Origin of the sequence: Arthrobacter sp. FW306-2-2C-D06B (assembly GCF_021789175.1) — a bacterium.
Taxonomy (GTDB): Bacteria; Actinomycetota; Actinomycetes; order Actinomycetales; family Micrococcaceae; genus Arthrobacter.
This window is the reverse complement of sequence record NZ_CP084560.1, coordinates 2,971,482-2,995,346: the sequence shown is the minus strand read 5'-3', so window position 1 is coordinate 2,995,346 and position 23,865 is coordinate 2,971,482. Positions and strand designations below refer to the sequence as shown.

Sequence of the window (23,865 nt, the reverse complement as noted above, 5' to 3'; positions counted from 1 at the left end):
CAGCTGCGTAGTCCGACTGCGTAGTCCGGCGAGGGCCGGGGGATCGCTAAGCTTGCAGTATGACTTCCGAAGCCACATCTGTCCCCGTCATCCGTGCCGACGGCCGTACGCCCGATCAACTCCGTCCCATCAGCATCACCCGCGGCTGGTCCAAGCAGGCCGAAGGTTCGGCCCTGATCGAATTCGGCAACACCCGGGTGCTGTGCACGGCTTCCCTGACCGAGGGCGTTCCGCGCTGGCTCAAAGGCGAAGGCCGCGGCTGGGTCACGGCCGAGTACGCGATGCTGCCGCGGGCCACGAACACCCGTTCCGACCGTGAGTCCGTCAAAGGCAGGATCGGCGGACGCACCCACGAAATTTCGCGCCTGATCGGCCGCTCATTGCGTTCCATCATCGACACGAAGGCCCTGGGCGAGAACACGATCGTGCTGGACTGCGATGTCCTGCAGGCCGACGGCGGCACCCGCACCGCCGCAATCACCGGCGCCTACGTGGCGCTCGCCGAAGCGATCCGCTTCGCCCGCGAGAACAAGATGATCGCCAAGAATGCGCAGCCGTTGATCGATACGATTGCTGCCGTTTCCGTGGGAATCATCGACGGGATCCCGATGCTGGACCTGCCCTACGTCGAGGACGTGCGCGCCGAAACCGACATGAACGTGGTGGTCACGGGCTCCGGCAAGTTCGTGGAAGTCCAGGGCACCGCCGAGGGCGCGCCCTTCGACCGCGACGAACTGAATGCATTGCTGGACCTTGCCCTCATCGGCACGGGGGAGTTGGCAGCAATCCAGCGCGAGACCCTGGCCGAGGCCCCGTGAGCGAGGCAATTACCGCAACTACGCCTCGGCTCGTTCTCGCCACCCACAACAAGGGAAAACTGCGCGAACTCAGGGAACTCCTCAGGGGGCAAGTGCCAGGACTTGACGTCGACACCCAAGTGATTGACGCGGCCGCGGCCGGCGCTCCCGATGTTGCCGAGACCGGCGTGACCTTTGCCGAGAACTCCCTGCTCAAGGCACGGGCCGTGGCTGAAGCCACGGGAATGGTGGCGATCGCCGATGACTCGGGACTGGCCGTGGACGTCCTGGGTGGAGCTCCGGGCATCTTCTCGGCCCGCTGGTCCGGCCGGCACGGTGACGACGCCGCCAACCTCCAGCTCTTGCTGGCGCAACTCTCCGACGTCCCCGACGCGCATCGGGGAGCGGCGTTTGTCTGCGCGGCGGCGCTCGCTGTACCGGCCGCCGTCGACGGCCGGGCGCGCGAGGTGGTCGAATATGGCCAGCTGGAAGGCACTCTCCTGCGTGAACCGCGCGGCGCCGGTGGATTCGGGTACGACCCCGTGCTCCAGCCGCAGGGGCTGGACCGCAGTTGCGCGGAGCTGAGTTCCGAGGAGAAGAACGCCATCAGCCACCGCGGCAAGGCATTCCGGGCGCTGCTCCCGGCCATTGTGGACGCCCTACGCTAGAACTCCGGGCGAGCATTAACGCGAGAGGCACCCCGCAAACGAACTGCGGGGTGCCTCTGTGTTTAAGCCAGTGTGTTTAGCGCTCGCCATGCTTTCCGGCTTCGCGTCCGTCGACGAACTCTTCGGCGGGTTCCGCGCCGCGGTCAGTGTTCTTGCGCTTGGCGAGCAAGCCGCGGATGACCTCGATGGCCACGGGGACCACCGAGAGCAGCACGATGACCACGAAGATGATGTCGAGGTTGTCCCGGACCCACGGAACCTTGTCGCCGAGCAGGTAGCCGAGCAGCGTGACGCCACCGCCCCAGAGCACTGCCCCGATGACGTTGAAGATGAAGAACTTGCGCTTGTCCATCTGCGCGACGCCGACAATCACCGGGACGAAGGTGCGGATGATCGGCACAAAACGGGCCAGGATCAGGGCCTTGCCGCCGTGCTTTTCGAAGAAGGCGTGGGCGCTCTCGACGTTCTCCCGCTTGAAGAGCTTGGAATCAGGCTTGTTGAAGATGGCGGGTCCGGCTTTGGAACCGATGAGGTAGCCACTCTGGTTGCCGATGATTGCAGACACGACGATGAGGGCGGCGAGTGCCCAGATATTGAACTTGATGGTATCCGTGGCGACGAGGAGCCCCGCGGTGAAGAGCATCGAGTCGCCAGGCAGGAAGAAGCCCACCAGGAGTCCCGTCTCGGCGAACACAATGCCGCACACGAGCAGGACTACCCATGGTGCCAAGGCGGGATCGGCCAGAAAGATCTGGGGGTTCAACCAGTCGGGGAGGAGCGCGGACATGTGCGGCTGCACCGGTCCTGCACCCACCAAAGCGGATACGGCAAAGTCGTTCATCGCAGAAAGGGTCACCCTTCAAGGGTACGGGACAACCGCCGTCGGGCCCTTGGGACCATCCATTGGGGGTGTCTGGTAGACCCTGCCTCCAGTCGCCCGACGTGCGTAGCGTGGTGGACGTGGACAGAAGACATGAAGACTTCTGCGTCCGCAGCTAACTGAACATGAAGGACGAGGAAGAACTTTTGAAGCGAGATGTAGCCATATCCAGGACACCGGCGACGGTCGCTGCCGGGTCAGCCGCGGTGTTCCCGTGGGGAGGTCTCCTGGTCCTCGCCGCGGCAGGCTTCACCGCCGTCACCACCGAGCTCCTCCCGTCCGGACTGCTGCCCCAGATCAGCCGGGACCTGGGGGTAGACGAATCGGCCGTAGGTTCCCTGACTGCCGCATATGCGGCAGTCATCGTCTTCACAGCGCTTCCCTTGTCCAGGCTGCTCGGCGGAAGAGTTCCCCGCAAGGCGTTGTTGATCGGCACCGTACTCGCGTTCGCAATCAGCAACGTACTGTTGGCGTCGAGCCCGAGCCTGGGATTGGCGGTTGCGGCGAGGCTCCTCGGGGGCGTGGCCCACGGGATGCTGTGGTCAAGCATGGCCCCCTACGTCGCAAGGATCGTTCCAGCGCGCTCCGTCGGAAAGGCAATGGCCATGGTCTTCAGCGGTAACAGCATCGCGCTGGCCGTCGGCGCTCCGATCGGCACACTCATGGGCTCGGTGCTTACTTGGCGCGGCTCTTTCCTTATCCTGGCCGGAGTCGGTGCGGTTCTCGCCTTGTTCGCCGTTTGGGTGCTCCCCGCAGCCCCCGACGAAGACGGCCATGAGGCCCCGACCCTCCGCGGAGCCCTGAAGCTGCCCGGCGTGATCGCCGTGGCCACAGCCTGGCCGCTCTTGCTTTTGGGGCACTTCACCCTCTTCACCTACATCGCGCCGTTCCTCCACGTCTCCGGACTGCCGGATGCCTTCACAAGCATTTCGCTGTCTGTGGTGGGGGCCTCCAGCCTCGTGGGGATCTGGATCGCCGGGCTCACCGCTGATTCCCATCCGCGGCGTTCCCTGCTTTCCGCGGTCGCTGTGCTGGTGCTGGCCTTCGGCCTCTTGCCGCTGCTTGGCGGCACATGGCTGGGCGAAATCGTCTTGGTGACCATGTGGGGAATCGCCTTCGGGGCCGTCGGTATCTACAACCAGGCGGCAATCCTTCGGGCCGGTGGAGAGCACAAGGACGCCGCGAACGGCTTGACCGTGGTGACTATTCAACTCGGCATCGCCGTCGGCGCCGGTTATGGCGCCCTGGCCCTGACTACTGTCGGCGCCCTGTGGGTGCCGTTGGCTGCAGCCGTCCCGACGGCGGCGGCGCTCGCAATCATCCTGGCCAGCCGCCGCGGCGGCTACCCTGCCGGTCCGCGGGAGGTATTGCGGGCGCGATCCTCATCGGGGAAGAGAAGATAAGCATGCTGATAATCTAGGGCGCAGGCGGCTGGCACTGGACCACACGGCCAGCCACAATCGGAGGAGCGAGATGAACATCTTGATCAAACTACTCGGCCTTGTCGTGGGCATGGGCGCCGGAGTTGTGGCGAACAAGGCCTTGGAGGCCATCTGGAGCAAGTCCACCGGGAAGCCCGCGCCAAAGGATGCGACGAATCTGGAGGACTCCTTGCCGGGCGTAGTGTTGTTCGCCTTCGCCGGGGGCGCCGTAGGGGCGGTCATCCATGTCCTGACCCAAAGGACGACCAAGAAGGCGCTGACCAAGCTGCAGGAGACCGCGGACGAGGTCTGAACGACCCTCGTGGCAGGTGGCGGCCATCACCACAGCCATGTGGAGCTTTAACCGCCTGTAACCTTGACCAGTGGCATTGGACTTTACGGCGATCGACTTTGAAACTGCGAACGGCTTCAGGGGTTCTCCGTGCTCGGTCGGGCTGAGCAAGGTGCGCGGCGGAGTCGTGGTGGAGGAAGCCTCTTGGCTCATGCGGCCGCCGGAAAACCACGACCACTTCGAGTACCACAACACCCGGATCCACGGCATTCGCGCCGAGGACGTCGCCGATGCTCCACGCTTTGGCGATCTCTTCCCTGAAATCGGGGCGTTCATCGGCGGAGATATCCTTGCCGCCCACAACGCCGCGTTCGATTTGGGCGTGATCCGTTCCGGACTCGAAGTTTCCGGCCTGCCCGGCCCCGGCTACGAGTACGTCTGCACGGTGATGTTGTCCCGGCGCTGTTACTCCTTGGTGTCCAATTCCTTGCCCTACGCCGCGGAGGAGGCCGGCGTGCCCCTCGTGAACCATCACGACGCCGCGGAGGACGCACGGGCGTGCGCCGGAATCCTGGTGGACATCGCGCACCGGAACAACGCCAACAGCATCGCCGAGCTCTACTTGTCCCTTGGCCTGGCCATACCCAAACAGCAGGCCTTCCAGCCCGGAGACGGACTGTCCAAGCAAACGATCGCCGCGCTCGCGGGCGTCGGAGGAGGGGGCGGCGCTGCCGCCGGGCGACCCGGCGTCGGGAATGGCGCCGGCCAGCTTGGACGCGCCTGGAGCAATTGGCCGGAAGAGGGCACCAACCCGACGCCCAACCCCCTGGCGGAACCTGGCCACCCCCTGTTCGGGCAGACTGTCGTCTTCACCGGTGAGCTTGCCATTGCCCGGCCGGAAGCGAAACAGCGGGCGGCGGAGTTGGGCGCGCGTCCGGAGAGCCGCGTGACCGGGAGGACCACGGTCCTCGTGGTGGGTGACGGCTTCGTGGCCGGCGATCTCCGGAACGGGCGCCTCACCGGCAAAGCCAAGCGGGTCTTGGAGTTGCACAGCCGCGGCCAGCAGATCGAGGTCCTGTCCGAAGGGGAGTTCCTGCAGATGGTTGGCGGACGCTAGCCGGGGCAATATTCACACGGAGCAACAAAGCTTCCCGTTGTGTCGCGGCGCTCCTAGCCTTGAGCCATGACTCAGGGAAAACAGGCAGGCACTGCGGGGCTCACCGCGGGAACGCCGGCTCCGTCGGCCACTGGATGGCGCGCCGTCTTCGCTTTCCCCAACCCCGTCAATGAGTACGCCGCGAGGATCACGGCCGGCCTGGTGGTTCTTGCTGCAGTGGCCACCCTCGTGAGCGGCCTCGGCTGGGGACTCGTGCTGATCGCCGTCGGCTTCTGGCTGAGGGTGTTGTTCGGGCCGAGGATCTCTCCGTTTGCCTTGCTGTCCGTCAAGGTCCTGGCACCCAGGGTGGGTCCCGCCAAACTTGTCCCGGGCCCGCCCAAGCGATTCGCACAAGGAATCGGCGCGGCGCTCAGCACGGCGGCGGCGGTCCTGTTCTTCGCCGGGTTCGCCGCAGGTGCCTGGATCCTGCTCGCCTTGCTGATCGTCGCGGCGTCCCTCGAATCGTTTGTCGGATTCTGCCTTGGCTGCGCCATTTTCGGGTTCCTGCAGAGGCACGGCCTCATCCCCGAGGACGTCTGCGAAGCGTGCAACAACATCGCACTTCGCCGGCTTTGAACCTGTTGTGTCCTAGCCGACCGTTACGGCGATAAGCCGCTGCGCCATCCCCCGAATGACGTCGGGAGCCTCAAGGGCCTCAAGCCAGTCCGAGGGCAGGGCCTCCTCCCCATGGAGGGCCCCGAGGATATTGCCCGCGATCGAAGCGGTGGAGTCACTGTCACCGCTGTGGTTCAGCGCCACCGCAATTGCCTGGCGGAAATGGTCGGCCGGATCACGCTGTGTCTCCGCTGCCGAGGCGGTTGCCAGCACGGCGTAGAGCCCGACGGCGAGTGCCTCCTCTGCGACCCAGCCTTCGCCCAGGTGCTCAGTGAGTTCCTCCGGGCTGAGCAATGCGCCGGCGGAAGACAGTTCCAGCGCCTGGCGGAGGCGTTCCAGGAGCTCGGGAGCTGGATCCGGCAGTGCTGACACCAGGTTCAACGCATGCTCTGCCGCAGTCCGCACATCCGAGCCCGCGGTCAGTCTGTGCACCAGGACGCTGAAGGCACCCGCGCTTTGCCGCGCTGAAGGGTGTCCGTGGGTCAAGGACGCGGCATCGGTGCTCAGTTTGTAGACAGTGGCTTCGGAAATATGCGGGACCAAGCCAAAGGGGGCGGACCGCATCACCGTGCCGCAGCCCTTCGACTCCGGATTGACGGGGCGAAATTTGGTCCCCATCTGGCCCGTGGCGAGTCCACTCAGGCAGGCCTTGCCCGGATGCCTGCGATGCCGGAGCACCTCCTGGCTGTCGATCCAACGCGGTTGGGGAACGGGGGCCGACGACGGCAAGGCGACGCCCTGGGTCGCGAGCCATCGCAGGTAAGCCAGCCAGAGACATGCAGTTTCATCCGCCGCTACGCCGTCGTTGGCCCACTCGAGGGCCTCCACGAGGCCGTCAACGGTGTATAGCGTCATCTGGGTGTCGTCCGAAAAGTGGCTGCCGCCGTCGAGCTGGCCGAAAGAGCTGAGGCCCGCGGCGCCGAAGCGGGAACGGATGGTGGCTACGTCGTCGAACTCGACGGCATAGCCGAGCGAATCGCCCAAGGCGCCTCCCAGAAGGCAGCCGTATACCCGGGACTCGAAGGATGGGGCGGCGGTGGGGGACGGTTCAGCACTCATAGTGGTAATTTACCGTGGCTGCTTCGCTGGTCTTCACCTGCCCGCTGATACGGTGGCTCGTGAACCAGGAGGCAGTGATGCGTGAACCCGCGTGGCGGAAAACCGGGAAGACCCCGGACTACAGATTCTCCCTCGCAAACGAGCGGACCTTCCTTGCATGGATCCGTACCTCGTTGGCCCTGCTGGCTGGTGCCGTCGCCATCGACCAGCTTGCTCCGAACATTGCGCCCCAGCCCGTGCGCATCGTGTTGTGCGTTGTGCTTTCCATGATCGGCGCGGGCCTCGCGACGCTTGCCTACCGCCGGTGGGCGCAGATGGAGGCAGCGATGCGCAACGACCAAGCCCTGCCGTTCTCACGGGTCATGCTGCTGATGACCATCGTGGTTGCCGTGGCAGCCTTCACCTTTGCCGTGCTGATCCTGGTGGCGCGTTGACCATTGACGCCAGGGATCCGGGGCTGCAACCCGAGCGCACCACGCTCGCTTGGCGCCGGACCCTGATTTCGCTTCTGGTGGTGGATCTCTTCATCTGGCGCAGATGGTTGACGGCCAAGTCCGGTGCGGGGCAGCTTCCCACCGGGATACCGGGACTCGACTACCAAGGAATCTGCGCCCTGACGGCCGCGGCTGCCACGATCGTCCTGGGCTGCGTCGTCTGGGTCAGGTCCCACCAGTTGCACCATGGCGCAGAGGAAGCGTCGGCTGCGTTGATGCTTGCAAGCGCTGTGTCCATCATCGCGCTCGCCTGTGCTGCGGTCGCCGCAATCGCGTTGGGCGGCTAGGCTCGGATTCAGGAAGCGTCCAGACTCGGCTGACAGGATGCTGCGGGGCAAGAACGCGGTCCGCCGCGTGGCGTTGCCCTGGCTGGAGCATTCGCCTCCGCAAAGACCACCCGAACTTCGAACTAAGGAACCCCTCGACATGACCACGACTGTGTCCATTCCCTCCTCCCGCGGCCCCCGGCTCCTTGCCCGGGCGTTCGCTGAAGCTCTGGGGACGCTGTTCCTTGTGGTCATTGGCTTGGGTGTGTTGATCTTCATCAATCCCCAGGCGGTTCCGATGCCGGCCTCGCTGGCCAGCGGGCTCACCGTCACTGCTGCCATGCTTGCCTTCGGCTACCTGTCGGGCGGCCACTTCAACCCGGCCATTACGGTTGGCCACCTGGTTGCCGGCCGGATGAAGCTCGTTGATGGGGCCGCATACCTCGGGGCCCAGATCGTGGGGGGTTTGCTCGGCGCGTTGGCGATTTTCGCCGTCGTGCGAACCGTTCCCGGGATCACTGACAGCCGGACTGTCTTTGACACGGCAACCTCCGGCTTTGGTACGCATTCCAGCTTCCAGGTGCCCGTGACCGGCGTGATGCTCATCGAGGTCCTCGGCGCCGCTCTCCTCGTGGGAGTCTTCCTGGGCGTCACCGCTCGACGCAATCCCAGCAAGCTCGCAGCACCGTTCGCCGTCGGCCTGACGGTCGCAGTCCTGCTGCAGCTGGGTCAGTCCACGGGCAACCTTGCCTTCAACCCGGCCCGTGCCACTGCATCCGCCATCTTCAGTTCCAGCTGGGCAGTGGAGCAGCTCTGGCTCTTCTGGGTGGCACCGTTGCTCGGAGCGGCGATCGCAGGCCTCATCTTCCGCGGTTTCGGCGAGACCACTCCCGTGGCCGTGGCTGTGATCGAGGAGCCCTTGCCGGCCGACGGACTGGAAGAAAAGTCCGACGACGACGCTGAAGCGGCTGCCCCGGAAAGCGCGGCTGAGGTTTCCACGCCGGCTGAGGCGCCCGTTCAGGCTCCCGCCAAAGAAGAGCCCGACGTCGACCCGGCCCGTGATTTCTTCGACGGCAAGCGGGGCTGACGCAGGAATTCAGCTGCCTGGAGGGCCCTGTTACGGCCGGTGCCGTCGCGCCGCGCCAATAATGTCCGTGCCTCCAGTTAGCTTGAAAACATGAGGCTTTTGCACACTTCGGATTGGCATCTGGGACGTTCGTTCCATGGCGTCGGGATGCTCGACGCCCAGCGCGACTTCATTGAGCAATTGCTGGTAGTCATCCAGGAGCAGTCGATAGACGTCGTCCTGATTGCGGGCGACGTCTACGACCGTGCCCTTCCGGGCCTGGATGTCGTGAAGCTGCTCGACGACGCCCTCGTGCGGATCACGGACGCCGGTGCCAAGGTGGTGCTGACCAGCGGCAACCACGATTCCGCGATCCGCCTTGGTTTCGCTTCACGCCTGCTGGAGCGCGGGGGAGTCCACTTGCGGACCCGCGTAGAGGATCTCGATTCCCCTATCCTGTTTCCACTGGAAAGCAACCACCGTGCAGCTCGGGCGGGCGTCCCGGTGCTTGCCGTCTACGGTATTCCGTACCTTGAACCGAGGCTCGTCGCCGAACGGCTCGGGACACAAACTGCAAGTCACTTTGACGTCACACGGGCCGCCGTGCAGCTCATCCGTGAGGACATTGCCCGGAGAAGCGAGATAGGACCGGTGCACTCCGTCGTCCTGGCACACACCTTCGCGAGCGGCGGCATCACCTCGGACAGCGAACGCGACTTGAGCATCGGCGGTTTGGGGGCAGTGCCACTGGATCTCTTCGACGGCTTCGGCTACACGGCCCTCGGACATCTGCACGGCCGACAGGAACTTTCGGAGCACGTCCGGTATTCGGGTTCGCCGCTGGCGTACTCGTTCTCCGAGGCCAAGCATCGGAAAGGCGCATGGCTCATTGACATCGGCGTCGACGGTGTTGAGGGGGTCGAGGAAATTCTGTGGAAAGCACCACGGGAGCTGGCGATTCTCCGGGGGAAGCTTGCTGGTCTTTTGGAATCGGAGGAGTACTCCTGGGCCGAGACTGCGTATTGCCAAGTCACCCTCACGGACTCCGCGCGGCCGGCGCAGGCCATGGAACAGTTGCGTGCCCGGTTCCCGGACACACTCGTGCTGGGCTTTGACCCTGAAGACGCCGCGGGAAAGGTCAAGGCCAGCTACAGCAGCAGGCTCGCAGAGGCCGAGGACGATCTTGGCGTTTGTTGCGGCTTCCTTGACCATGTGCGCGGAAGGCCGGCTGACGAGGCTGAAATTTCCGCCCTTCGGGAAGCCTTGGAAGCGGTCCGGCTGGAAGGGGCAGAGCTGTGAGAATCCACCGCCTTGAAATTGAGGCTTTCGGGCCGTTTGCCGGGGTTCAATCGATTGATTTCGATCAGCTGGGAGCCCAGGGCCTGTTCCTCTTGAACGGCGCCACCGGTGCAGGAAAGACCAGTGTGCTCGACGCTATCTGCTTTGCGCTGTATGGCTCGGTACCGGGCGCACGCCAGGACGGCAAACGCTTGCGGAGCGATCACGCGGAACCGGCTGCCGAGCCGCGGGTTGTCTGCGAATTTTCGGCGCGAGGCAGGCGCTTTGAGGTCACCCGCTCCCCGGCGTGGGACAGACCGAGTGCCCGCGGACGCAAGGGCTTTACCACCCAGCAGGCGAAAACCCTTCTGCGCGAACGGGTCAATGGATCGTGGGAAGAAAAGACCTCACGCAACGACGAGGCCGGCATGGAAATCGGTGACGTCCTGGGGATGGACCGGGAACAGTTCACCCGGGTGGTCATGCTTCCCCAGGGAGACTTCGCGGCTTTCCTGCGTTCCAAGGCGTCCGACCGGCTGGATCTCCTGCAGAAGCTCTTCGGAACCCAGCGTTTTGAAGCGATCGAGCAGCAGTTGGCACTCCAAGCAAACGCCGCGCGCGCAAAAGTGCAGGACAACCAAAACGGACTTCAGTTGCTCGTGCAGCGGGCGGAGTCAGAGTACGCGCAACTTTGCATTGACGAGGCCGCTGACCCGGATCTTGATAACACAGGATCCAGCGAGTCCACGCCTGAACTCCGGCTCGGGATCCTTGAGGCCCAGGCCCGGACCGAATCTTTGGACCGGCAGCAAGCTGCCGGCTCTGCCGAGGCCTTCCGGCTTCAGCTGGCAGACAAGCTCAACTCCGCCCGGGAACGGGCTCAACGGCACGCAAAGCTCGACGCCGCCACGCGCCGGCACGAAGCGCTCTCCGCACGCGCGGCAGAAGTGCAGGAATTCCGGGAGCGACTTGGACGCCACCGCAAAGCCGCCGTCCTCGGCGGACAACTCGACGCGGTTGACCGCGCCGCGAAAGCCCTCGACCTGGCGGCCTCGAAGGCGGAGTCGGCGACGGCGAAGCTGCGTGCGGCCTCTCTCGACGCAAGTGACCCCGGCACCTTGCTGGCCAGAATCCAAGAGACGATCGCTGTCGTAGAGGCCAGGGTCGGGGACGAACAAAAGCTCGAGGACATCACTGCAAGGCTTGACGCGCTCGACCTCGCAGCACGGCAGCGGGAGTCGGCCAAAGCGGCGCGGTCCCTTGCGTTGGCCGGGCTTCGCTCGGAGGCGGTTGCCTTGGAACGCGAGCTGGGCCCGCTGGAAGTTGCCGCTTTGGAGCTGCCCCTCCGGGAAAGCGAAGTTGCGGCAGCCCAGAACGCCGTCAAGACCGTAGCCCGCTACGCAGGCGCCCTTGGTGCCCAGTCCGCGGCAGTGAAGCGCCACGCGTTTGCCCGGGCGCTTTCCCAAGACCTCCGACAACTCTGGCTGGATCTCCGCGAATCCCGGCTGGCCAATGCCGCGGCCGAACTCGCCGCAAAGCTGCACGACGGCGAAGCATGCCCTGTCTGCGGAAGCGCCGAGCACCCTTCTCCGGCGCCAGCCGGGTTAACCGCGTTGGCCCTTGCCGAGGAAGAGCAATCCGCCCACGAACGCTATGACGAGAGCGAGCATGAACTTCTCCAAGCGGCAGGCGAGCTGGCGTCCGCCGAGCAGGAAGTTGCCGTGCTCGCTGCCCAAGGTGGAGACATCGATCCTCAGGAGGCCGCTTCGCGGGAGGCCTTGGCGAAAGACGCCCTGGCCTCGGCGCGTTCCGCCGTCGACGAGCTCAAACGAGGAAAGGCAGACTTCGCCCGCATGACCGAGAGCATTGCCCGCTTGGAGGAAGAACAACTCCAGGAGGACACCGCCGAGGCGCAGGCCGGGTCCATCAAAGTCCTGCTGGGCGAACAACGTGAGTCCCTGGAGACGTTGCTTCGCGGGCTGCGTGATGGCTTCGACACACTGCGCGGCCGGATTCAGGGCCTGACCAGGCAACGCGAACTCCTGCAGTCCGCTGTGACTGCAGGCGAGCAGCTGGAACGGGCCCGGGAGGCTTTGGATGACGCATCCACAGCCTTGGACCGCGCCCTTTCGGCGCACGGATTCGACACCGCGGAGGCCGCGCGGCGCGAAATCCTCGACGAGCAGCACGCCGCCCGGCTCGATGAAACCATCAGAGCCGCTGAAACCGAGGGCGCCCGTCTCGCGGAACTCTTCGAGTCCGAGGATCTCGTGCTCGCTGCCAAGGAAAGGCAGATCGGAGAGGTGCCCCTGACCGCCGTCGAACTTGCTGCCCTCGAACAGGAGGCCGGACAGACGGAAGAAACGGCTCGCCGCCTGGATCTTGCCGCGGGACTCGCTGCCAGGACGGTGGCCAGCCTGGCCGCGATCCGCTCGCAGTACGAAGAAGCTGCGGCCTCGGGGCGCGGCCCCCGCGAACTTGCCCGGGTACTCAACGAGCTTGCCGAAACCGCCAGGGGGGCGGGTGATAACGGCTACAAAATGAGCCTCAACAGCTACGTGCTGGCCGCCCGCCTCGAACAAGTCGCGGCAGCGGCGTCGGAGCGGCTTATCGCCATGAGCGATGGCAGGTACACCCTGCAGCACACGGACGCCAAGGCGGCCCGGGGCGCGAAATCGGGCCTGGGCCTGGAAGTCGTGGATGAGTGGACAGGACAGCGGCGGGACACCGCCACACTGTCCGGCGGGGAGTCGTTCATGGCTTCGCTCGCGTTGGCCTTGGGGCTCGCCGATGTGGTGCAGCAGGAGGCCGGCGGTGTAGACATCGAAACCTTGTTCGTCGATGAGGGCTTCGGGAGCCTTGACGAGCAATCCCTCGAGCAGGTCATGGATGCACTGGAGGGACTGCGCGACGGCGGCAGGGTAGTGGGGCTGGTCAGCCACGTTGCGGAGATGAAGCAAAGAATCAGCAGCCAGCTGCAGGTGATCAAGAACCGGAACGGCTCCACCGTGCGAATCGTCGACGCCGCGGCAGCCTAGGCAGCCCGTCCGGTAGACTTGGAGGGTTACACCGGGTCGCGCGCATCGGGAGGAGGGACGATGCGCACCATTCAGCGAACCCGGAATCATGAACTCCTCCCCACAGAACTCCGCGGCGAATACCGCGCTCCAGGCTGCCCCTTCAGTTCCATCTGCGCCCCCGGCGGCCGGGTCCCCGAAGGCCGCGCCCCGCCGTTCGCGTCTGCCTGGCCGCTTCGCCCGCCTGCCCGAGCTCGCCGGCCGGAACTTCCTGCCGTTGGGACTCTTTGCAAGGCTGCCCCTTGCCATGCTGACTGTCGGCACCCTGACTCTTGTCACAGCCGTCAGCCATTCTTACGCCATCGGCGGGCTGGCGGCCGGAGCCGTCGGCATCGGATCGGCCTTGGGCGCACCGGTGCTCGGCTCGCTCGCTGACCGCTCAGGCCAGCGCCCTGTCCTGCTGATAGCCGCCGCTCTCAACGCCGCGACGGTCATCGCATTGCTCGTTGCCGCATACCTCACGCCCGATTTCAACACCCCCACGGATGCGATAGCCATTCTGGTGACGGCTTTCCTTGCCGGAGCGAGTTGCCCGCAGGTGGGGCCCATGGCCCGTGTCCGTTGGATGGCTCTGACAACCCTGAACCTGAACACCCGGAATTCGAAGCCCGGAGCCGGCGATAATGCCGCCGGTCCTGGAAGCGTGGCGTCGAGCCGCGCCGACCTTGATACCGCCTTGTCCTACGAGGGAACCGCGGACGAAGTCACTTTCGTCCTGGGTCCTGCGCTGGTCGGGATTCTCGCGAGCCTCGTAGCCCCTTGGCTTCCGCTAGCTTTGGCGGCCGTCCTTACCGCCACGCTCGTGCCGGCTTTCGCCGTGCATCCTTCACAATTGGCTGTGGTGCCGGCAAAGTGCAAGGCGGGTGCCGGCGTCGGGAGCGTCCCCGCGAAGCAGAAGTCGAGTGTCCGTTCGGTGGCCTGGCTGAAGGTCGCTGTTCCGGTGCTGGCCATGGTCTGCATGGGGACTTTCTTCGGTGCGACGCAGAATGCGTTGAGCGCTTTCTCGGCCCAGTTCGCCACGGCGGAAATTGCGGGGCTGATGTATTCGGTCATGGGCCTGAGCTCCGCCGTCGCCGCACTGTCCGTTGCCTATTGGCCGCAGCGCTTTCGGCTGGCGATCCGTTGGGTGCTCGCCGCGGCCGCGATGACGGGCTTCTCTCTTCTGTTGTTCCTTCCGGCCGGGATCTGGCCGATGGTCATTGTGCTCTTGGTGCTCGGAATTCCCGTGGGACCCGTCATGGTGACGGTCTTCAGCATCGGGGGAATCGTGGCCCCGGCCGGCCGTATGGCAACCGTCATGACCGCCTTGGCGAGCGGCATCGTGGCGGGTACGGCGCTGGGCGCCTACCTTGCCGGCCAGTTGGCCCAGACCCAAGGTCCTGGCGCCGCTTTTGTGGTGTCCACGGCCGCTTCGGGTGCGCTTCTGGTGCTCGGCATCGTTGCCGGACTCGTTCTCCGGCGCCGGCCAAGCCCCCGACCATAACGACGCTCGCTCACTTATAGGCCACTTTTGGGGATCCCCCGCTCAGATCATCTGCGCGAGCGTTTCCGGTTTTGGCCCTATAAGTGAGCGAGCGTTGGAAACAAGACGCATCAAACGGCGACGTGTGGGTCTTTACGCCAGTTGGGACTCTATACGCGCCGCGCTCGCTGCCAGTGCTTCCCCGACGGCGGCCTGGTCCTGTTCGCGGCGGATGTAGACGACGGCGATCGCCGCGGGCCGGCCGCCCGGCACCTGGATGGGGGCGGCCAAGGATGACAAGCCGGCGATGACTTCGTCGTGGCTCGCCGCGTAGCCGAGCCGGCGCGCTTCGGCCGCTTCCGGGCGATACGGCAGGCCTGGAGCGCGGGCGGACCATTCTTCTTCGCTCATGGTGGACTGGATCGCGATTCCAGGTGCCCCGGTGTTCACGGGGTGGCGCGTGCCGGGATGCTGTGCCAACGTCGCGGCTGAGTGGCGGGGCTCCACCGTGACCAGCGTGACGCAATCCTGATGGTCCCAGATTGCGACGAAGGCCGTCATGTTCAAGGTGTTCGCAAGCTGGGTCAGCTCCGGGAGGGCGGCCGTCTGGAGGTCCCGGGAGACGCCCCGGGCCAGCACCGCAAGGCCAGGGCCGGGCTGAACGCGTCCGGCGTCGTCGCGCACCAGCAGGGAGTGATCCTCCAGCGTGCGAAGGATCCGGTACGCCACCGAGCGATGGACGCCCAGGGCGCCAGCGAGCTCCGCAATGGTCAAGGGGCGCTCGGCAGCCGCCATGATTTCCAGGGCCTGGATTCCGCGGGAGAGGGTCTGCGACGGTGAGACCGTCGCCGTCGTTTCCCGCAGGCTTTTCGCGGCGCTGGGAGACATCATGCGCTCCATCCTATGTTGGGGCCAGACGCGGCCGGCCCGCCGTCTTGTGCCGTAGCACACAAAAGACTATGGTTCTGTATGAGAATTTGTTGTTCAAATATAGAACAAATTCACCTACAGAACAATTTCCAGCCAGGAATCGACGATGATTGCCAAGTCCAGCCAGAATGCGGAACCGGGATCCCCGGGCCGCACGTCGCGGTCGCGGGCACATCATTTCCGGGGCAGCCTAGGCCGCTTCGCCACAGGCGTCGCCATCGTGACGTTCGACGGCGCCACCAAGCGGCATGGCATCACCGTGAATTCCTTCACCTCAGTGTCCATGGAACCACCCCTGGTTCTGGTCAGTATCGCCCGCAACACCAAAGCCCACGACGAGCTCGCCGGACGCCCCTTCAGCGTCAATATCCTGGGTGCTGAACAGAAGCAGCTCGCCCTGCATTTCGCGGGCCGTCCCGGGCCCGAGCCACGGTGGGTCGAAGGAGACACCGCGCCGCGGCTTTCCAACGTCCTTGCCTACTTCGAATGCACGCCGTGGGCAGCCTACGACGGCGGAGACCACACGCTCTATCTGGGTGAAGTGGTGGACTTCAACTACCGCAGCGGCGACGCGCTCGCCTTCGCCAACAGCTCTTTCACCACCATCCCGGAAAGCCAATTGGGAATGGAGGATCTTCTGTAGTTGCCGCCGCGCCCGTCGACGTCGCATCCACCACGCAATGCCGTTTCAGCTCAACCATCATTGGAGACAACCATGGGAATCCGGACCGGACAGCAGTACCTGGACAAGCTCAACTCGATGAACCCCCACGTCCTGATCGACGGCGAAATGGTCACCGAGAAGATCGCCGACCACCCGTCCTTCAGGAACGTGGCCCGCACGTACGCGAAGCTCTTCGATATGCAGCATGACCCGAAGTATGCGGACGCCCTCACCTACGAGTCCCCGACGACGGGTGACCGGGTGAGTGCCTCGTTCCTGGTGCCGCGCAGCAAAGAAGACCTCGAACATCGGCATGCGGCCATCCGCACCTGGGCTGAGTACTCCCTTGGATTCCTGGGCCGGACGGGCGACTACATGAACGGCGCCCTCACGGCGCTCGCGGCCGCGGAAAAGTGGTTTGCCCAGGCGGATCCGATGTTCGGCGAAAACATCCGCAAATACTACGAGCATTGCCGCGAGAACGATCTCCTGGCCACGCACACACTGATCCCCCCGCAGGTCAACCGTTCAGTGTCAGGTTCCGAACAGCTCGGCGGCCAACTCTCTGCGAGGGTCGTGGAAGAACGGGAGGACGGAATCGTGGTCCACGGTGCGCGCATGCTCGCAACGATCGCGCCGATCGCGGACGAGCTTCTCGTGTTCCCCTCGACGCTTTTGCGCTCGACGCCGGAAGATGCTCCCTATTCCTACGCGTTCGCCCTCCCGAACGATGCGCCCGGCATGCGCTACCTGTGCCGGACCTCGCTCTACAACGGCGGAGGCACCCACGACGAGCCGCTCGCCAGCCGCTTCGAGGAGATGGACGCCGTCGTCGTTTTCGACCATGTGTTCGTTCCCAACGAGCGCATCTTCATGCTCGGCCATCCCGAACTGTGCAATGCCTTCTACTCTGAGACGGGCGCAGGGGCCCTCATGACCCACCAAGTGGTCACACGGACCATCGCCAAGAGCGAGTTCTTCCTGGGCCTTGCCTCGGAAATTGCGGCGTCGATCGGGATTGACGGTTTCCAGCACATCCAGGAAGACCTTGCGGAGCTGATCGAAACCGTTGAAATCGGCAAGGCCCTCATGGTGGCGGCGGAAGCCCAGGCGGCACCAAGCCCGGACGGCGTGTTCCTGCCGCATTGGCCCACCCTGAATGCGGCACGCAACTGGTACCCCAAAGTTGCCCAGCGATTCCCCGCAATCATCAGGAAGTTTTCGGCATCCGGTCTCATGGCCCTGCCGGGCGAAGCGGACGTGGCCAGTGAGGCATTGCCGGATATCGAGCTGTACCTGCAGGCGAAGACGCTGACCGGGCCGGAACGCGTGCGCCTCTTCAAGCTTGCTTTCGATGCCAGCATTTCCGCGTTCGCCGGGCGCCAGGCGCTGTATGAGTACTTCTTCTTCGGTGACCCTGTCCGCATGGCGGCCGCCCTCGTTAACAGTTACGACCGCGAGCCGGCCCGCGCCCGCGTGCGGGAGTTCCTTGAGCGGAAGGACTGACCAGACGCTAGCTCACATATGACGCGAAATTCTTCGACGCCCGCTCACCTATGACCGGAAAACCCGCAACGCTCTTGCAAATTGGATCTACCCCGCCTGCTCCAAAAGCCGCATGGCGTCCTCGTCGGTCAATTGTTCGAAGTGCTCGTAGAACGCGCCCACGGCGTGGAACTTGCCCGGCGTGTGCAGGCACATCATGAAATCGCACACCCGGCTGATCGATGCTTGGGCTTCGAGGGAGGACACGGGAACGGCGGCCACGACAGTCGCCGCCCCGCCAGCGCGGACGGCCTCGACGGCGGCGCGCATCGTTGCGCCCGTGGCGAGTCCGTCGTCGACAACAACCACGGTCTTGCCCGTGAGGTCGAAGCTGATGCCAGGGTAGGTCTTCACGCGCCGCAGGAGTTCTCCCCGTTCGCGTACCTCTACCGCATCAAGGGAAGCCTGGGTGATTCCGTGCCGCAGCATGCGTTCGCCGAGGGGCCGGTTGAGTATGCGGACGATCCTGCCGTTGGACCAGGCCAGGGCGCCGAACGCAGTTTCTTCACGCCCCGGAATGCCGAGTTTACGTACCAGAATGGCGCCGTACGGCTGGTGGAGCTCGACGGCGGCAGCGGCCGCCACGGGGACCCCACCGCGGGCGAGGCCCAGCAAGATCGTGTCCGGCCGTTGCCGGAGCTGCGGAAGCCCCGCTGCCACCCGGCGTCCTGCGTCCGCACGGTCCTTGAAGCGCATGCCCATTCGTCTCACTTCCACGTTATCCAGCGCTGAATCAAGCCTACCTTTGTTGCCGGGACCGCTCTGCGCTGCCACGATGGGCCATGTGAACAAGCCGATCGGTTACTGGACCAAACGCCTGGACGCCGCATTGGAGGCGCATCTGGACAGCACCTTGGCGAGGTTGAAACTCAGCCGGAGGCAGTGGCAGACCCTCAATGTCCTCGCCGAGACACCCCTTAGCCCCGAGGATCTTGACGGAATCCTCGGCCCGTTTTGGGGCGGTGACACGCGGCGTCGCGAAAGCGAACTCGCCGCGCTCGTAGGCCGCGGCATGATCATCATGGTGGACGATCGCATCAGCCTCAGCGAACTGGGCCACGCAAAACACACGGAAGCCCAACGGCTCGTTGAAGAATCCCGGCGAGACCTCTCGATGGGGATCGGTATCGACGAATACGCCATGGCCGTCAGCGTGCTTGAGCGCATGACGCTCAATGCGGAGCGGCTGGTCGGCTAACGCCGCCGCTCCGCCAGCCGCCGCTCCGCCACAACCTAGACGCCGAGGAACGCCAGCGCAGCGTCCTTGAAAACCCGGCTGGTCACCGCGTTGCTGTGGTTCCGCCCCGGGACGAGCAGCTGTTCAACCATGCCGCCGGCGTGGGCCGCGATGGAAGCGAGTTCCGGCATCGTGACGGCGCGCTCGTCCTTTTCGCCGGCCACCAGGAGCATCGGCATATGGGGCACGGCTTCGGCAGGATCGAAGGGTTCCCCCTTGATGGCCTCGATGAGGGACAAGAGCGCAAAGAGATCGTTGCTCGGCAAAAGTTGTGCCATTTTGAGCAGCCCTGCGGTGGACTCGTCTTCAATGGGTGTGCCGTCCGCGAGGTAGCGCTGGGCTGCCGCGAGGTCGAAGGACGCCAGGGGGTCTTCCTTGTTCGGGCCGCCCAACACCAGCCGGTGCACCAGTTCGGGCTGGGTTGCCCCGAATTCCCAGGCGAGCCGGGAGCCCAAAGAATAGCCGATGACGTCGAGCCCGCTGGTAGGGTCACCCACACGCAAAGGGCGCGCACCGGCGTCGGCGACTATCTGGAGCAGGTCCGCGCGGATCCGGCTCGGGGAGTAGGAGTCCAGGTCCTCGGGCGAACTGCTCCGGCCGTGCCCTGGAAGGTCCACCGTGATGACACGCCGGCCGGCGGACTTGAGCGTGGAAATCCAGCCGGTGTCGCCCCAATTGAGTTTGGTGGACGAGGAGAAACCGTGCAGCAGCAGGACAGGGCGCAACCCGGCATCGGTGCCTTCGGCGGGCTCATGGACTTCCACGAACAGATGCGGGTCTGTGCCCTCCACCGTGTGGATGTGCTCTTCCGTGTGCCTGCCGGTCATGGTGTTAGTCCTCATCAAGTACAGCGCTCAGGCGGACCCTGCGCTTCGGTGCGTCATCCTGGGGAACGGTGCCCACGATGCCGGCAGTATTGTCCGGCACCTCGAACACCACCAGCGGCTCGCCGACGTTGATGGTCTCGCCCGGCGCGCCGTGGATACGGATCACTTTACCCGCCTGCGGGCTCGGCAACTCGAGGGCGGATTTAGTGGTTTCCAGCTCCACGAGCGGCTGGTTCCGTTCCACCTGGTCGCCGGGGGAGACGAGCCAGTCCAGCACGGTCGCTTCGATAAGGCCTTCGCCAAGATCGGGCAGGGGGAAGCTGATTTCAGCCACGGCGATACTCCAGTACTCGTTGGATCCCCAGGAGGATGCGGTCAATGTTGGGAATGTATTCGTCCTCCAGGTCGCCGGAGGGATACGGTACGTCGAAGCCGGTGACCCGTTCGACGGGCGCCTTGAGCGTGTCGAAGCAGCTTTGCGTGATGAGTTGGGCCACTTCGGCCCCCAGCCCCGAGGTCAGGGGAGCTTCATGCACGACGACGGCGCGCCGCGTCTTTCCGACGGAAGCCGCCAGTGCTTCGGCGTCGATCGGCTTGAGCCAGCGCAGATCGAGGACCTCGACGTCGATTCCGTCCTCCGCCGCGAGTTCGGCAACCTGAAGGCAACGCGCCACCATGGCACCCCAGGCCACGAGGGTCAGGTGGCGACCAGGCCGGACAATGCGGGCGCCGGTGAGGGTACCGCCGTCGGCTGTGTCGACGTCGCCCTTTTGCCAGTACCGGGACTTCGGTTCCATGAAGATCACCGGGTCAGGCCGCGAAGCCGCATATTTGAGCAAGTGGTAGGCATCGTGTGGGTCCGACGGCGAGACAACCTTGAGCCCGGGAACGTGCGCGAAGAGTGCCTCAAGGCTTTCGCCATGGTGTTCGGGGGCGCGGATGCCGCCGAAACTGGGGACCCGGAGCGTGATCGGCATCGGCAAAGTGCCGCGGCTGCGGTAGTTCATCCGGGCGATCTGGCACACGATCTGGTTGATGGCGGGATACGCGAAGCCATCGAACTGTACTTCCGGAATCGGGTGGAAGCCGGCCATGGCCAGCCCCACGGACATGCCCAGGATGCCCGATTCCGCGAGCGGCGTGTCAAAGACCCGGGACTCTCCGTGCTTGGCCTGCAGTCCGTCGGTGATACGGAAGACTCCGCCCAATTGGCCGCAGTCCTCGCCGAAGACCACCGTTTTTGGATCGGTGGAGAGGGTCTCGTCCAACGCGCGGTTGAGGGCCTGCTGCATGGAAAGCTTTACGGACCGGGTCTCGGCCGCTGCCTCGGTTTCAAGGACGGCGGTGGTGCTCTCAGACATGTTCGGACTCCTCGCGCCAACGGGCGGCCTGGTTTTCAAGGGCGGGGGTGGTTTCCTGGAAGACGAAATCGAACATTTCGTTGCCGGGCCGGGGATCGAGGGCTTCGATTCCGGTGCGGATGGCTTCTTCCTCTGCCCGGGCCGCCTGGTTGGCGGCGGTGAAGAATGCCTCGTCGGCTACGCCTTCGGCCAGCAAACGCTTGCGGAGGCGTTCCAGCGGGTCCTCGCCGGCGTCGATGCGCTCGTCGTCGAGGCTCCTGTAGCGGCCGGGATCGTCGGCGGTGGAATGCGGCCCGCGGCGGTAGGTCATGGCCTCGACCACAACCGGACCGTTCCCTGCGCGGCAGTGGGCGAAGGCGTTGCGGGTGGCCTCGTAGACGGCGACCACATCGTTGCCGTCCACTTGGATACCCGGGATTCCGTAGCCGGCGGCGCGTGCAGCTACCGAGCCGCCGGCCACCTGCCGTTCTGTGGGCACTGAAATCGCCCAGCCGTTGTTCTGGATGAAGAAGACAACAGGTGCTTTCATCACGGCGGCGAAGTTCATGGCTTCGTGGACGTCGCCTTGGGAGGATGCGCCGTCACCGAAGTAGCTCAGGGCCACTCCGTGTTCGCCGCTGAGGGTCTGGCCGTGTGCCCAGCCGACGGCATGAAGCACAGAGCCTGCCACCACGGCCTGGATGGGCGCGAGGCGGCTTGCCAGTGGATCGTACATTCCGCCGTGCCACGTTGCTTTGTGGGTGGACATGTACGCCACCATGTCCACGCCCATGGTCCTTGCGACGCCCATTTCGCGGTACGTCGGGAAAGCGAAGTCGCGTGCAGTGTCGAGGGCGTAGGCGCTGCCGACCTGGGCGGCTTCCTGGCCGAGTTCCGGAGCGTAGCCGGGGATGATTCCCTGGCGCTGCCAGGCGACGGCCGAGGTATCGAGGTACCGAACGGCAGCCATCAGGGAATAAAGCTCCCTGAGCTGTTCGGGGGACAGGGGCGCGGCGTCGGCTGCGGCCACGACGGGAAGAAGTGAGTCCATGGACGTGACCGTAGTCACTGTTTGGATCCTAGGCAATCCGCCTATTTCGGCCTAGTCAAACTGCCATGGACTGCCAGCTTGGCCGTGGGAACACATAGCAATTTGTGCACCTCCCAAGTAACTAGCAGTTGTTGTCGTTATGAGGGCTCAAAACGACAACAACTGCGAGCTAGTTGGGTTCCCTACGCGCTTCGTGCCGATTTGACCTTGGCGCCGATCCTGCATGCCACGGCGATGCAGGCGATCAACAGGAACGTGCCGATCAGCTGGCCCGCGCTCTCGGCATTCGAGAAGCCAACCACGAAGATCAAGGCAAGCAGCGCCAGCCCGAATACGGTGAGGAAAGGGAAACCCTTCATGCGAAGCGGCAGCTCCGTTCCTTCGCGGTCGGCGCGGCGGCGCAGGATGAACTGGGACACGAGTGCCGTTCCCCAGACCAGGAGGCAAGTGGAGCCTACGAGGTTGAGCAAGGCCGGAAGCACATGGTCGGGAAAGAGCAGTTCCAGGATGGTGGCGATGAAGCCGAAAGCAACGGAAACCCCGACGGCGGCCATGGGCACCTGGGCGCCGCGCAGCCGCGACAGGAAAGCAGGCGCTTCGCCGCGCTCGGACAGGGAAAAGACCATGCGGGATGCGCCATAGAGGTTGGCGTTGAGCGCTGAGAGCAGGGCTACGACGGCAACGAGGGTGATGGCCGTGCCGGCTCCCGGGATGCCGGCAAGGTTCAGGACACCGGCGAACGGTGATTTCAATCCTTCGGAGTCGGAGGGCAGCACTGCTGCAATGACGAAGACCGAACCGATGTAGAAAACCAGGATGCGCCACACGACGGTGCGGATGGCTTTGCCGACGCTGTGTGCGGGGTCCTGCGTCTCCGCGGCAGCCACGCTAACGATTTCGGTGCCGCCGAAGGCGAAAATCACCACGAAGAGCGCCGCGGCAATCCCAGACCAGCCAAAGGGCGCGAAGTTGCCGCTCAGGTTTCCGAGGCCGGGGGAAGGTACGCCCGGCAGCCAGCCGAACAGCAAGGCGGCTCCGATGATGAGGAAGGCGACAATGGCTGCAACCTTCAGGATGGCGAACCAGAATTCGAACTCGCCGAAGTTCCGGACCCCGGCGAGGTTGATCGCCGTAAAGGCCACCATGAACACCAAGGCCAACGCCCACACGGGAATGACCGGCCAGACGGAAAACAGCAGCCCTGCTGCGCCGAGGGCCTCCGCAGCGATGACAACTACGAGCTGCAGCCACCACAGCCAGCCGACCGTGGATCCGGCCGTCTTGCCCATGGCCTTTTCCGCGTAGACCGAGAAGGCGCCGCTGTTGGGGTTGGCGGCTGCCATCTCGCCGAGCGCCCACATCACCACGATGATCAGGGTGCCTGCCACCAGGTAGGAGATGAGAACCGCCGGGCCGGCTGCGTGGATTCCGGCACCCGATCCGAGGAAGAGTCCCGCTCCGATCGCGCTGCCCAGGCCCATCATGGTGAGCTGGCGCGGCTTCATCGAATGGCCGAGGCCTTGCGAAGGAATGGCGGGTCGAACAGCGGTGGACTTCGTTGTCATTCGTGTTTGCCTTCTTGTGGATGGTTTGTCAGCTGGTCCTCGTAGGACTTATCGAATTTACCGCTTCCGAGGGAAAGTGGCGAAAAACACTCGTGAGACGATGGTTACAAGCTGGTGTGACATCTCGGCATCGAGTGCCGATTTGTACAGCCCATGGGCGGAAGTAGGAAAAACT

Annotated in this window: 24 protein-coding genes; 15 read left to right on the top strand and 9 right to left on the bottom strand. The window is 64.8% G+C overall.

The genetic code is table 11. The annotated features are described in order from the left end of the window. Positions 1-59 precede the first annotated feature (59 nt). Positions 60-818: a ribonuclease PH gene (gene rph, locus LFT47_RS13965; RefSeq protein ID WP_078108499.1), complete on the top strand. Its 759-nt coding sequence runs from the start codon at positions 60-62 to the stop codon at positions 816-818. Next, entirely contained in the window at positions 815-1,465 is a 651-nt protein-coding gene (gene rdgB / locus LFT47_RS13960) for an RdgB/HAM1 family non-canonical purine NTP pyrophosphatase (protein WP_442863397.1), read from the top strand. Before rph ends, rdgB begins: the two co-directional genes overlap by 4 nt. 76 nt (positions 1,466-1,541) lie before the next feature. On the opposite strand, the gene LFT47_RS13955 is transcribed toward rdgB, so the two are convergent. Further along, complete coding sequence (locus tag LFT47_RS13955) at positions 1,542-2,306, bottom strand: VTT domain-containing protein (RefSeq protein WP_236818585.1); 765 nt, start codon at positions 2,304-2,306, stop codon at positions 1,542-1,544. A 203-nt stretch (positions 2,307-2,509) separates the two neighbouring features. Between LFT47_RS13955 and LFT47_RS13950 the strand changes: the two genes are divergently transcribed. From LFT47_RS13950 to LFT47_RS13935, 4 genes are all read left to right on the top strand, one after another. Then, on the top strand, positions 2,510-3,748 hold the full coding sequence (locus LFT47_RS13950) for an MFS transporter (protein ID WP_236818583.1): 1,239 nt from the start codon (positions 2,510-2,512) through the stop codon (positions 3,746-3,748). Between the two features lie 70 nt (positions 3,749-3,818). Continuing rightward, positions 3,819-4,079: a DUF4235 domain-containing protein gene (locus LFT47_RS13945; protein ID WP_236811677.1), complete on the top strand. Its 261-nt coding sequence runs from the start codon at positions 3,819-3,821 to the stop codon at positions 4,077-4,079. Between the two features lie 70 nt (positions 4,080-4,149). Further along, positions 4,150-5,175: an exonuclease domain-containing protein gene (locus LFT47_RS13940; protein WP_236811674.1), complete on the top strand. Its 1,026-nt coding sequence runs from the start codon at positions 4,150-4,152 to the stop codon at positions 5,173-5,175. A gap of 66 nt (positions 5,176-5,241) precedes the next feature. After that, the gene (locus LFT47_RS13935; RefSeq protein ID WP_236811672.1) at positions 5,242-5,790 is read left to right on the top strand and encodes a DUF4395 domain-containing protein; all 549 of its coding nucleotides are present in this window, start codon (positions 5,242-5,244) and stop codon (positions 5,788-5,790) included. A 12-nt stretch (positions 5,791-5,802) separates the two neighbouring features. Here the strand turns inward: LFT47_RS13935 and LFT47_RS13930 are convergent, their stop codons facing one another. After that, on the bottom strand, positions 5,803-6,888 hold the full coding sequence (locus LFT47_RS13930; protein WP_236811670.1) for an ADP-ribosylglycohydrolase family protein: 1,086 nt from the start codon (positions 6,886-6,888) through the stop codon (positions 5,803-5,805). A 77-nt stretch (positions 6,889-6,965) separates the two neighbouring features. Here LFT47_RS13930 and LFT47_RS13925 point away from each other — a divergent pair, with 77 nt between their 5' ends. The 6 genes from LFT47_RS13925 (at position 6,966) to LFT47_RS13900 (ending at position 14,552) form a co-directional block, all read left to right on the top strand. Further along, entirely contained in the window at positions 6,966-7,322 is a 357-nt protein-coding gene (locus LFT47_RS13925; RefSeq protein WP_059387628.1) for a YidH family protein, read from the top strand. Next, a complete protein-coding gene (locus LFT47_RS13920; RefSeq protein ID WP_236811668.1) occupies positions 7,319-7,669 on the top strand; it encodes a DUF202 domain-containing protein in 351 nt (116 codons plus the stop codon). The genes LFT47_RS13925 and LFT47_RS13920 overlap by 4 nt, the downstream gene beginning before the upstream one ends. A 139-nt stretch (positions 7,670-7,808) precedes the next feature. Beyond that, entirely contained in the window at positions 7,809-8,735 is a 927-nt protein-coding gene (locus LFT47_RS13915; protein WP_236811666.1) for an MIP/aquaporin family protein, read from the top strand. A 90-nt stretch (positions 8,736-8,825) separates the two neighbouring features. Continuing rightward, on the top strand, positions 8,826-10,013 hold the full coding sequence (locus LFT47_RS13910; RefSeq protein WP_236811665.1) for an exonuclease SbcCD subunit D: 1,188 nt from the start codon (positions 8,826-8,828) through the stop codon (positions 10,011-10,013). Further along, the gene (locus tag LFT47_RS13905; RefSeq protein ID WP_236811664.1) at positions 10,010-13,030 is read left to right on the top strand and encodes an AAA family ATPase; all 3,021 of its coding nucleotides are present in this window, start codon (positions 10,010-10,012) and stop codon (positions 13,028-13,030) included. The genes LFT47_RS13910 and LFT47_RS13905 overlap by 4 nt, the downstream gene beginning before the upstream one ends. An 88-nt stretch (positions 13,031-13,118) precedes the next feature. Further along, on the top strand, positions 13,119-14,552 hold the full coding sequence (locus tag LFT47_RS13900; RefSeq protein ID WP_236811663.1) for an MFS transporter: 1,434 nt from the start codon (positions 13,119-13,121) through the stop codon (positions 14,550-14,552). Between the two features lie 132 nt (positions 14,553-14,684). Here the strand turns inward: LFT47_RS13900 and LFT47_RS13895 are convergent, their stop codons facing one another. Continuing rightward, positions 14,685-15,419 (bottom strand): IclR family transcriptional regulator, encoded by a 735-nt coding sequence (locus tag LFT47_RS13895; RefSeq protein ID WP_236818581.1) that lies wholly within the window; start codon positions 15,417-15,419, stop codon positions 14,685-14,687. 148 nt (positions 15,420-15,567) lie between these two features. Between LFT47_RS13895 and LFT47_RS13890 the strand changes: the two genes are divergently transcribed. Then, positions 15,568-16,104: a flavin reductase family protein gene (locus LFT47_RS13890; RefSeq protein ID WP_236811662.1), complete on the top strand. Its 537-nt coding sequence runs from the start codon at positions 15,568-15,570 to the stop codon at positions 16,102-16,104. A 72-nt stretch (positions 16,105-16,176) separates the two neighbouring features. Beyond that, positions 16,177-17,631: a 4-hydroxyphenylacetate 3-monooxygenase, oxygenase component gene (hpaB, locus tag LFT47_RS13885; protein WP_236811661.1), complete on the top strand. Its 1,455-nt coding sequence runs from the start codon at positions 16,177-16,179 to the stop codon at positions 17,629-17,631. 87 nt (positions 17,632-17,718) lie between these two features. Here hpaB and LFT47_RS13880 read toward each other — a convergent pair whose 3' ends face one another. After that, complete coding sequence (locus tag LFT47_RS13880) at positions 17,719-18,372, bottom strand: phosphoribosyltransferase (protein ID WP_236818579.1); 654 nt, start codon at positions 18,370-18,372, stop codon at positions 17,719-17,721. A gap of 82 nt (positions 18,373-18,454) precedes the next feature. Here LFT47_RS13880 and LFT47_RS13875 point away from each other — a divergent pair, with 82 nt between their 5' ends. Beyond that, the gene (locus LFT47_RS13875; RefSeq protein WP_236811659.1) at positions 18,455-18,868 is read left to right on the top strand and encodes a MarR family transcriptional regulator; all 414 of its coding nucleotides are present in this window, start codon (positions 18,455-18,457) and stop codon (positions 18,866-18,868) included. A gap of 35 nt (positions 18,869-18,903) precedes the next feature. Here the strand turns inward: LFT47_RS13875 and LFT47_RS13870 are convergent, their stop codons facing one another. The 5 genes from LFT47_RS13870 to LFT47_RS13850 all read right to left on the bottom strand — a co-directional run bounded on the left by LFT47_RS13870 (position 18,904) and on the right by LFT47_RS13850 (position 23,690). Then, positions 18,904-19,734 (bottom strand): alpha/beta fold hydrolase, encoded by an 831-nt coding sequence (locus LFT47_RS13870; protein ID WP_236811657.1) that lies wholly within the window; start codon positions 19,732-19,734, stop codon positions 18,904-18,906. Between the two features lie 4 nt (positions 19,735-19,738). Then, positions 19,739-20,068 (bottom strand): biotin/lipoyl-containing protein, encoded by a 330-nt coding sequence (locus LFT47_RS13865; protein ID WP_236811655.1) that lies wholly within the window; start codon positions 20,066-20,068, stop codon positions 19,739-19,741. Continuing rightward, entirely contained in the window at positions 20,061-21,095 is a 1,035-nt protein-coding gene (locus LFT47_RS13860; RefSeq protein WP_236811653.1) for an alpha-ketoacid dehydrogenase subunit beta, read from the bottom strand. The genes LFT47_RS13865 and LFT47_RS13860 overlap by 8 nt, the downstream gene beginning before the upstream one ends. Beyond that, positions 21,088-22,125: a thiamine pyrophosphate-dependent dehydrogenase E1 component subunit alpha gene (locus LFT47_RS13855; protein ID WP_236818578.1), complete on the bottom strand. Its 1,038-nt coding sequence runs from the start codon at positions 22,123-22,125 to the stop codon at positions 21,088-21,090. The genes LFT47_RS13860 and LFT47_RS13855 overlap by 8 nt, the downstream gene beginning before the upstream one ends. Before the next feature lie 182 nt (positions 22,126-22,307). Continuing rightward, positions 22,308-23,690: an amino acid permease gene (locus LFT47_RS13850; RefSeq protein WP_236811651.1), complete on the bottom strand. Its 1,383-nt coding sequence runs from the start codon at positions 23,688-23,690 to the stop codon at positions 22,308-22,310. Positions 23,691-23,865 lie beyond the last annotated feature (175 nt).

Bases quoted from the DNA above. Each gene is read 5' to 3' on its own strand.
- rph (WP_078108499.1), top strand. From the start codon at position 60: ATGACTTCCGAAGCCACATCTGTCCCCGTCATCCGTGCCGACGGCCGT.
- LFT47_RS13955 (WP_236818585.1), bottom strand. From the start codon at position 2,306: ATGAACGACTTTGCCGTATCCGCTTTGGTGGGTGCAGGACCGGTGCAG.
- LFT47_RS13945 (WP_236811677.1), top strand. From the start codon at position 3,819: ATGAACATCTTGATCAAACTACTCGGCCTTGTCGTGGGCATGGGCGCC.
- LFT47_RS13935 (WP_236811672.1), top strand. From the start codon at position 5,242: ATGACTCAGGGAAAACAGGCAGGCACTGCGGGGCTCACCGCGGGAACG.
- LFT47_RS13930 (WP_236811670.1), bottom strand. From the start codon at position 6,888: ATGAGTGCTGAACCGTCCCCCACCGCCGCCCCATCCTTCGAGTCCCGG.
- LFT47_RS13925 (WP_059387628.1), top strand. From the start codon at position 6,966: ATGCGTGAACCCGCGTGGCGGAAAACCGGGAAGACCCCGGACTACAGA.
- LFT47_RS13915 (WP_236811666.1), top strand. From the start codon at position 7,809: ATGACCACGACTGTGTCCATTCCCTCCTCCCGCGGCCCCCGGCTCCTT.
- LFT47_RS13910 (WP_236811665.1), top strand. From the start codon at position 8,826: ATGAGGCTTTTGCACACTTCGGATTGGCATCTGGGACGTTCGTTCCAT.
- LFT47_RS13900 (WP_236811663.1), top strand. From the start codon at position 13,119: ATGAACTCCTCCCCACAGAACTCCGCGGCGAATACCGCGCTCCAGGCT.
- LFT47_RS13895 (WP_236818581.1), bottom strand. From the start codon at position 15,419: ATGTCTCCCAGCGCCGCGAAAAGCCTGCGGGAAACGACGGCGACGGTC.
- LFT47_RS13890 (WP_236811662.1), top strand. From the start codon at position 15,568: ATGATTGCCAAGTCCAGCCAGAATGCGGAACCGGGATCCCCGGGCCGC.
- hpaB (WP_236811661.1), top strand. From the start codon at position 16,177: ATGGGAATCCGGACCGGACAGCAGTACCTGGACAAGCTCAACTCGATG.
- LFT47_RS13880 (WP_236818579.1), bottom strand. From the start codon at position 18,372: ATGGGCATGCGCTTCAAGGACCGTGCGGACGCAGGACGCCGGGTGGCA.
- LFT47_RS13870 (WP_236811657.1), bottom strand. From the start codon at position 19,734: ATGACCGGCAGGCACACGGAAGAGCACATCCACACGGTGGAGGGCACA.
- LFT47_RS13860 (WP_236811653.1), bottom strand. From the start codon at position 21,095: ATGTCTGAGAGCACCACCGCCGTCCTTGAAACCGAGGCAGCGGCCGAG.
- LFT47_RS13855 (WP_236818578.1), bottom strand. From the start codon at position 22,125: ATGGACTCACTTCTTCCCGTCGTGGCCGCAGCCGACGCCGCGCCCCTG.
- LFT47_RS13850 (WP_236811651.1), bottom strand. From the start codon at position 23,690: ATGACAACGAAGTCCACCGCTGTTCGACCCGCCATTCCTTCGCAAGGC.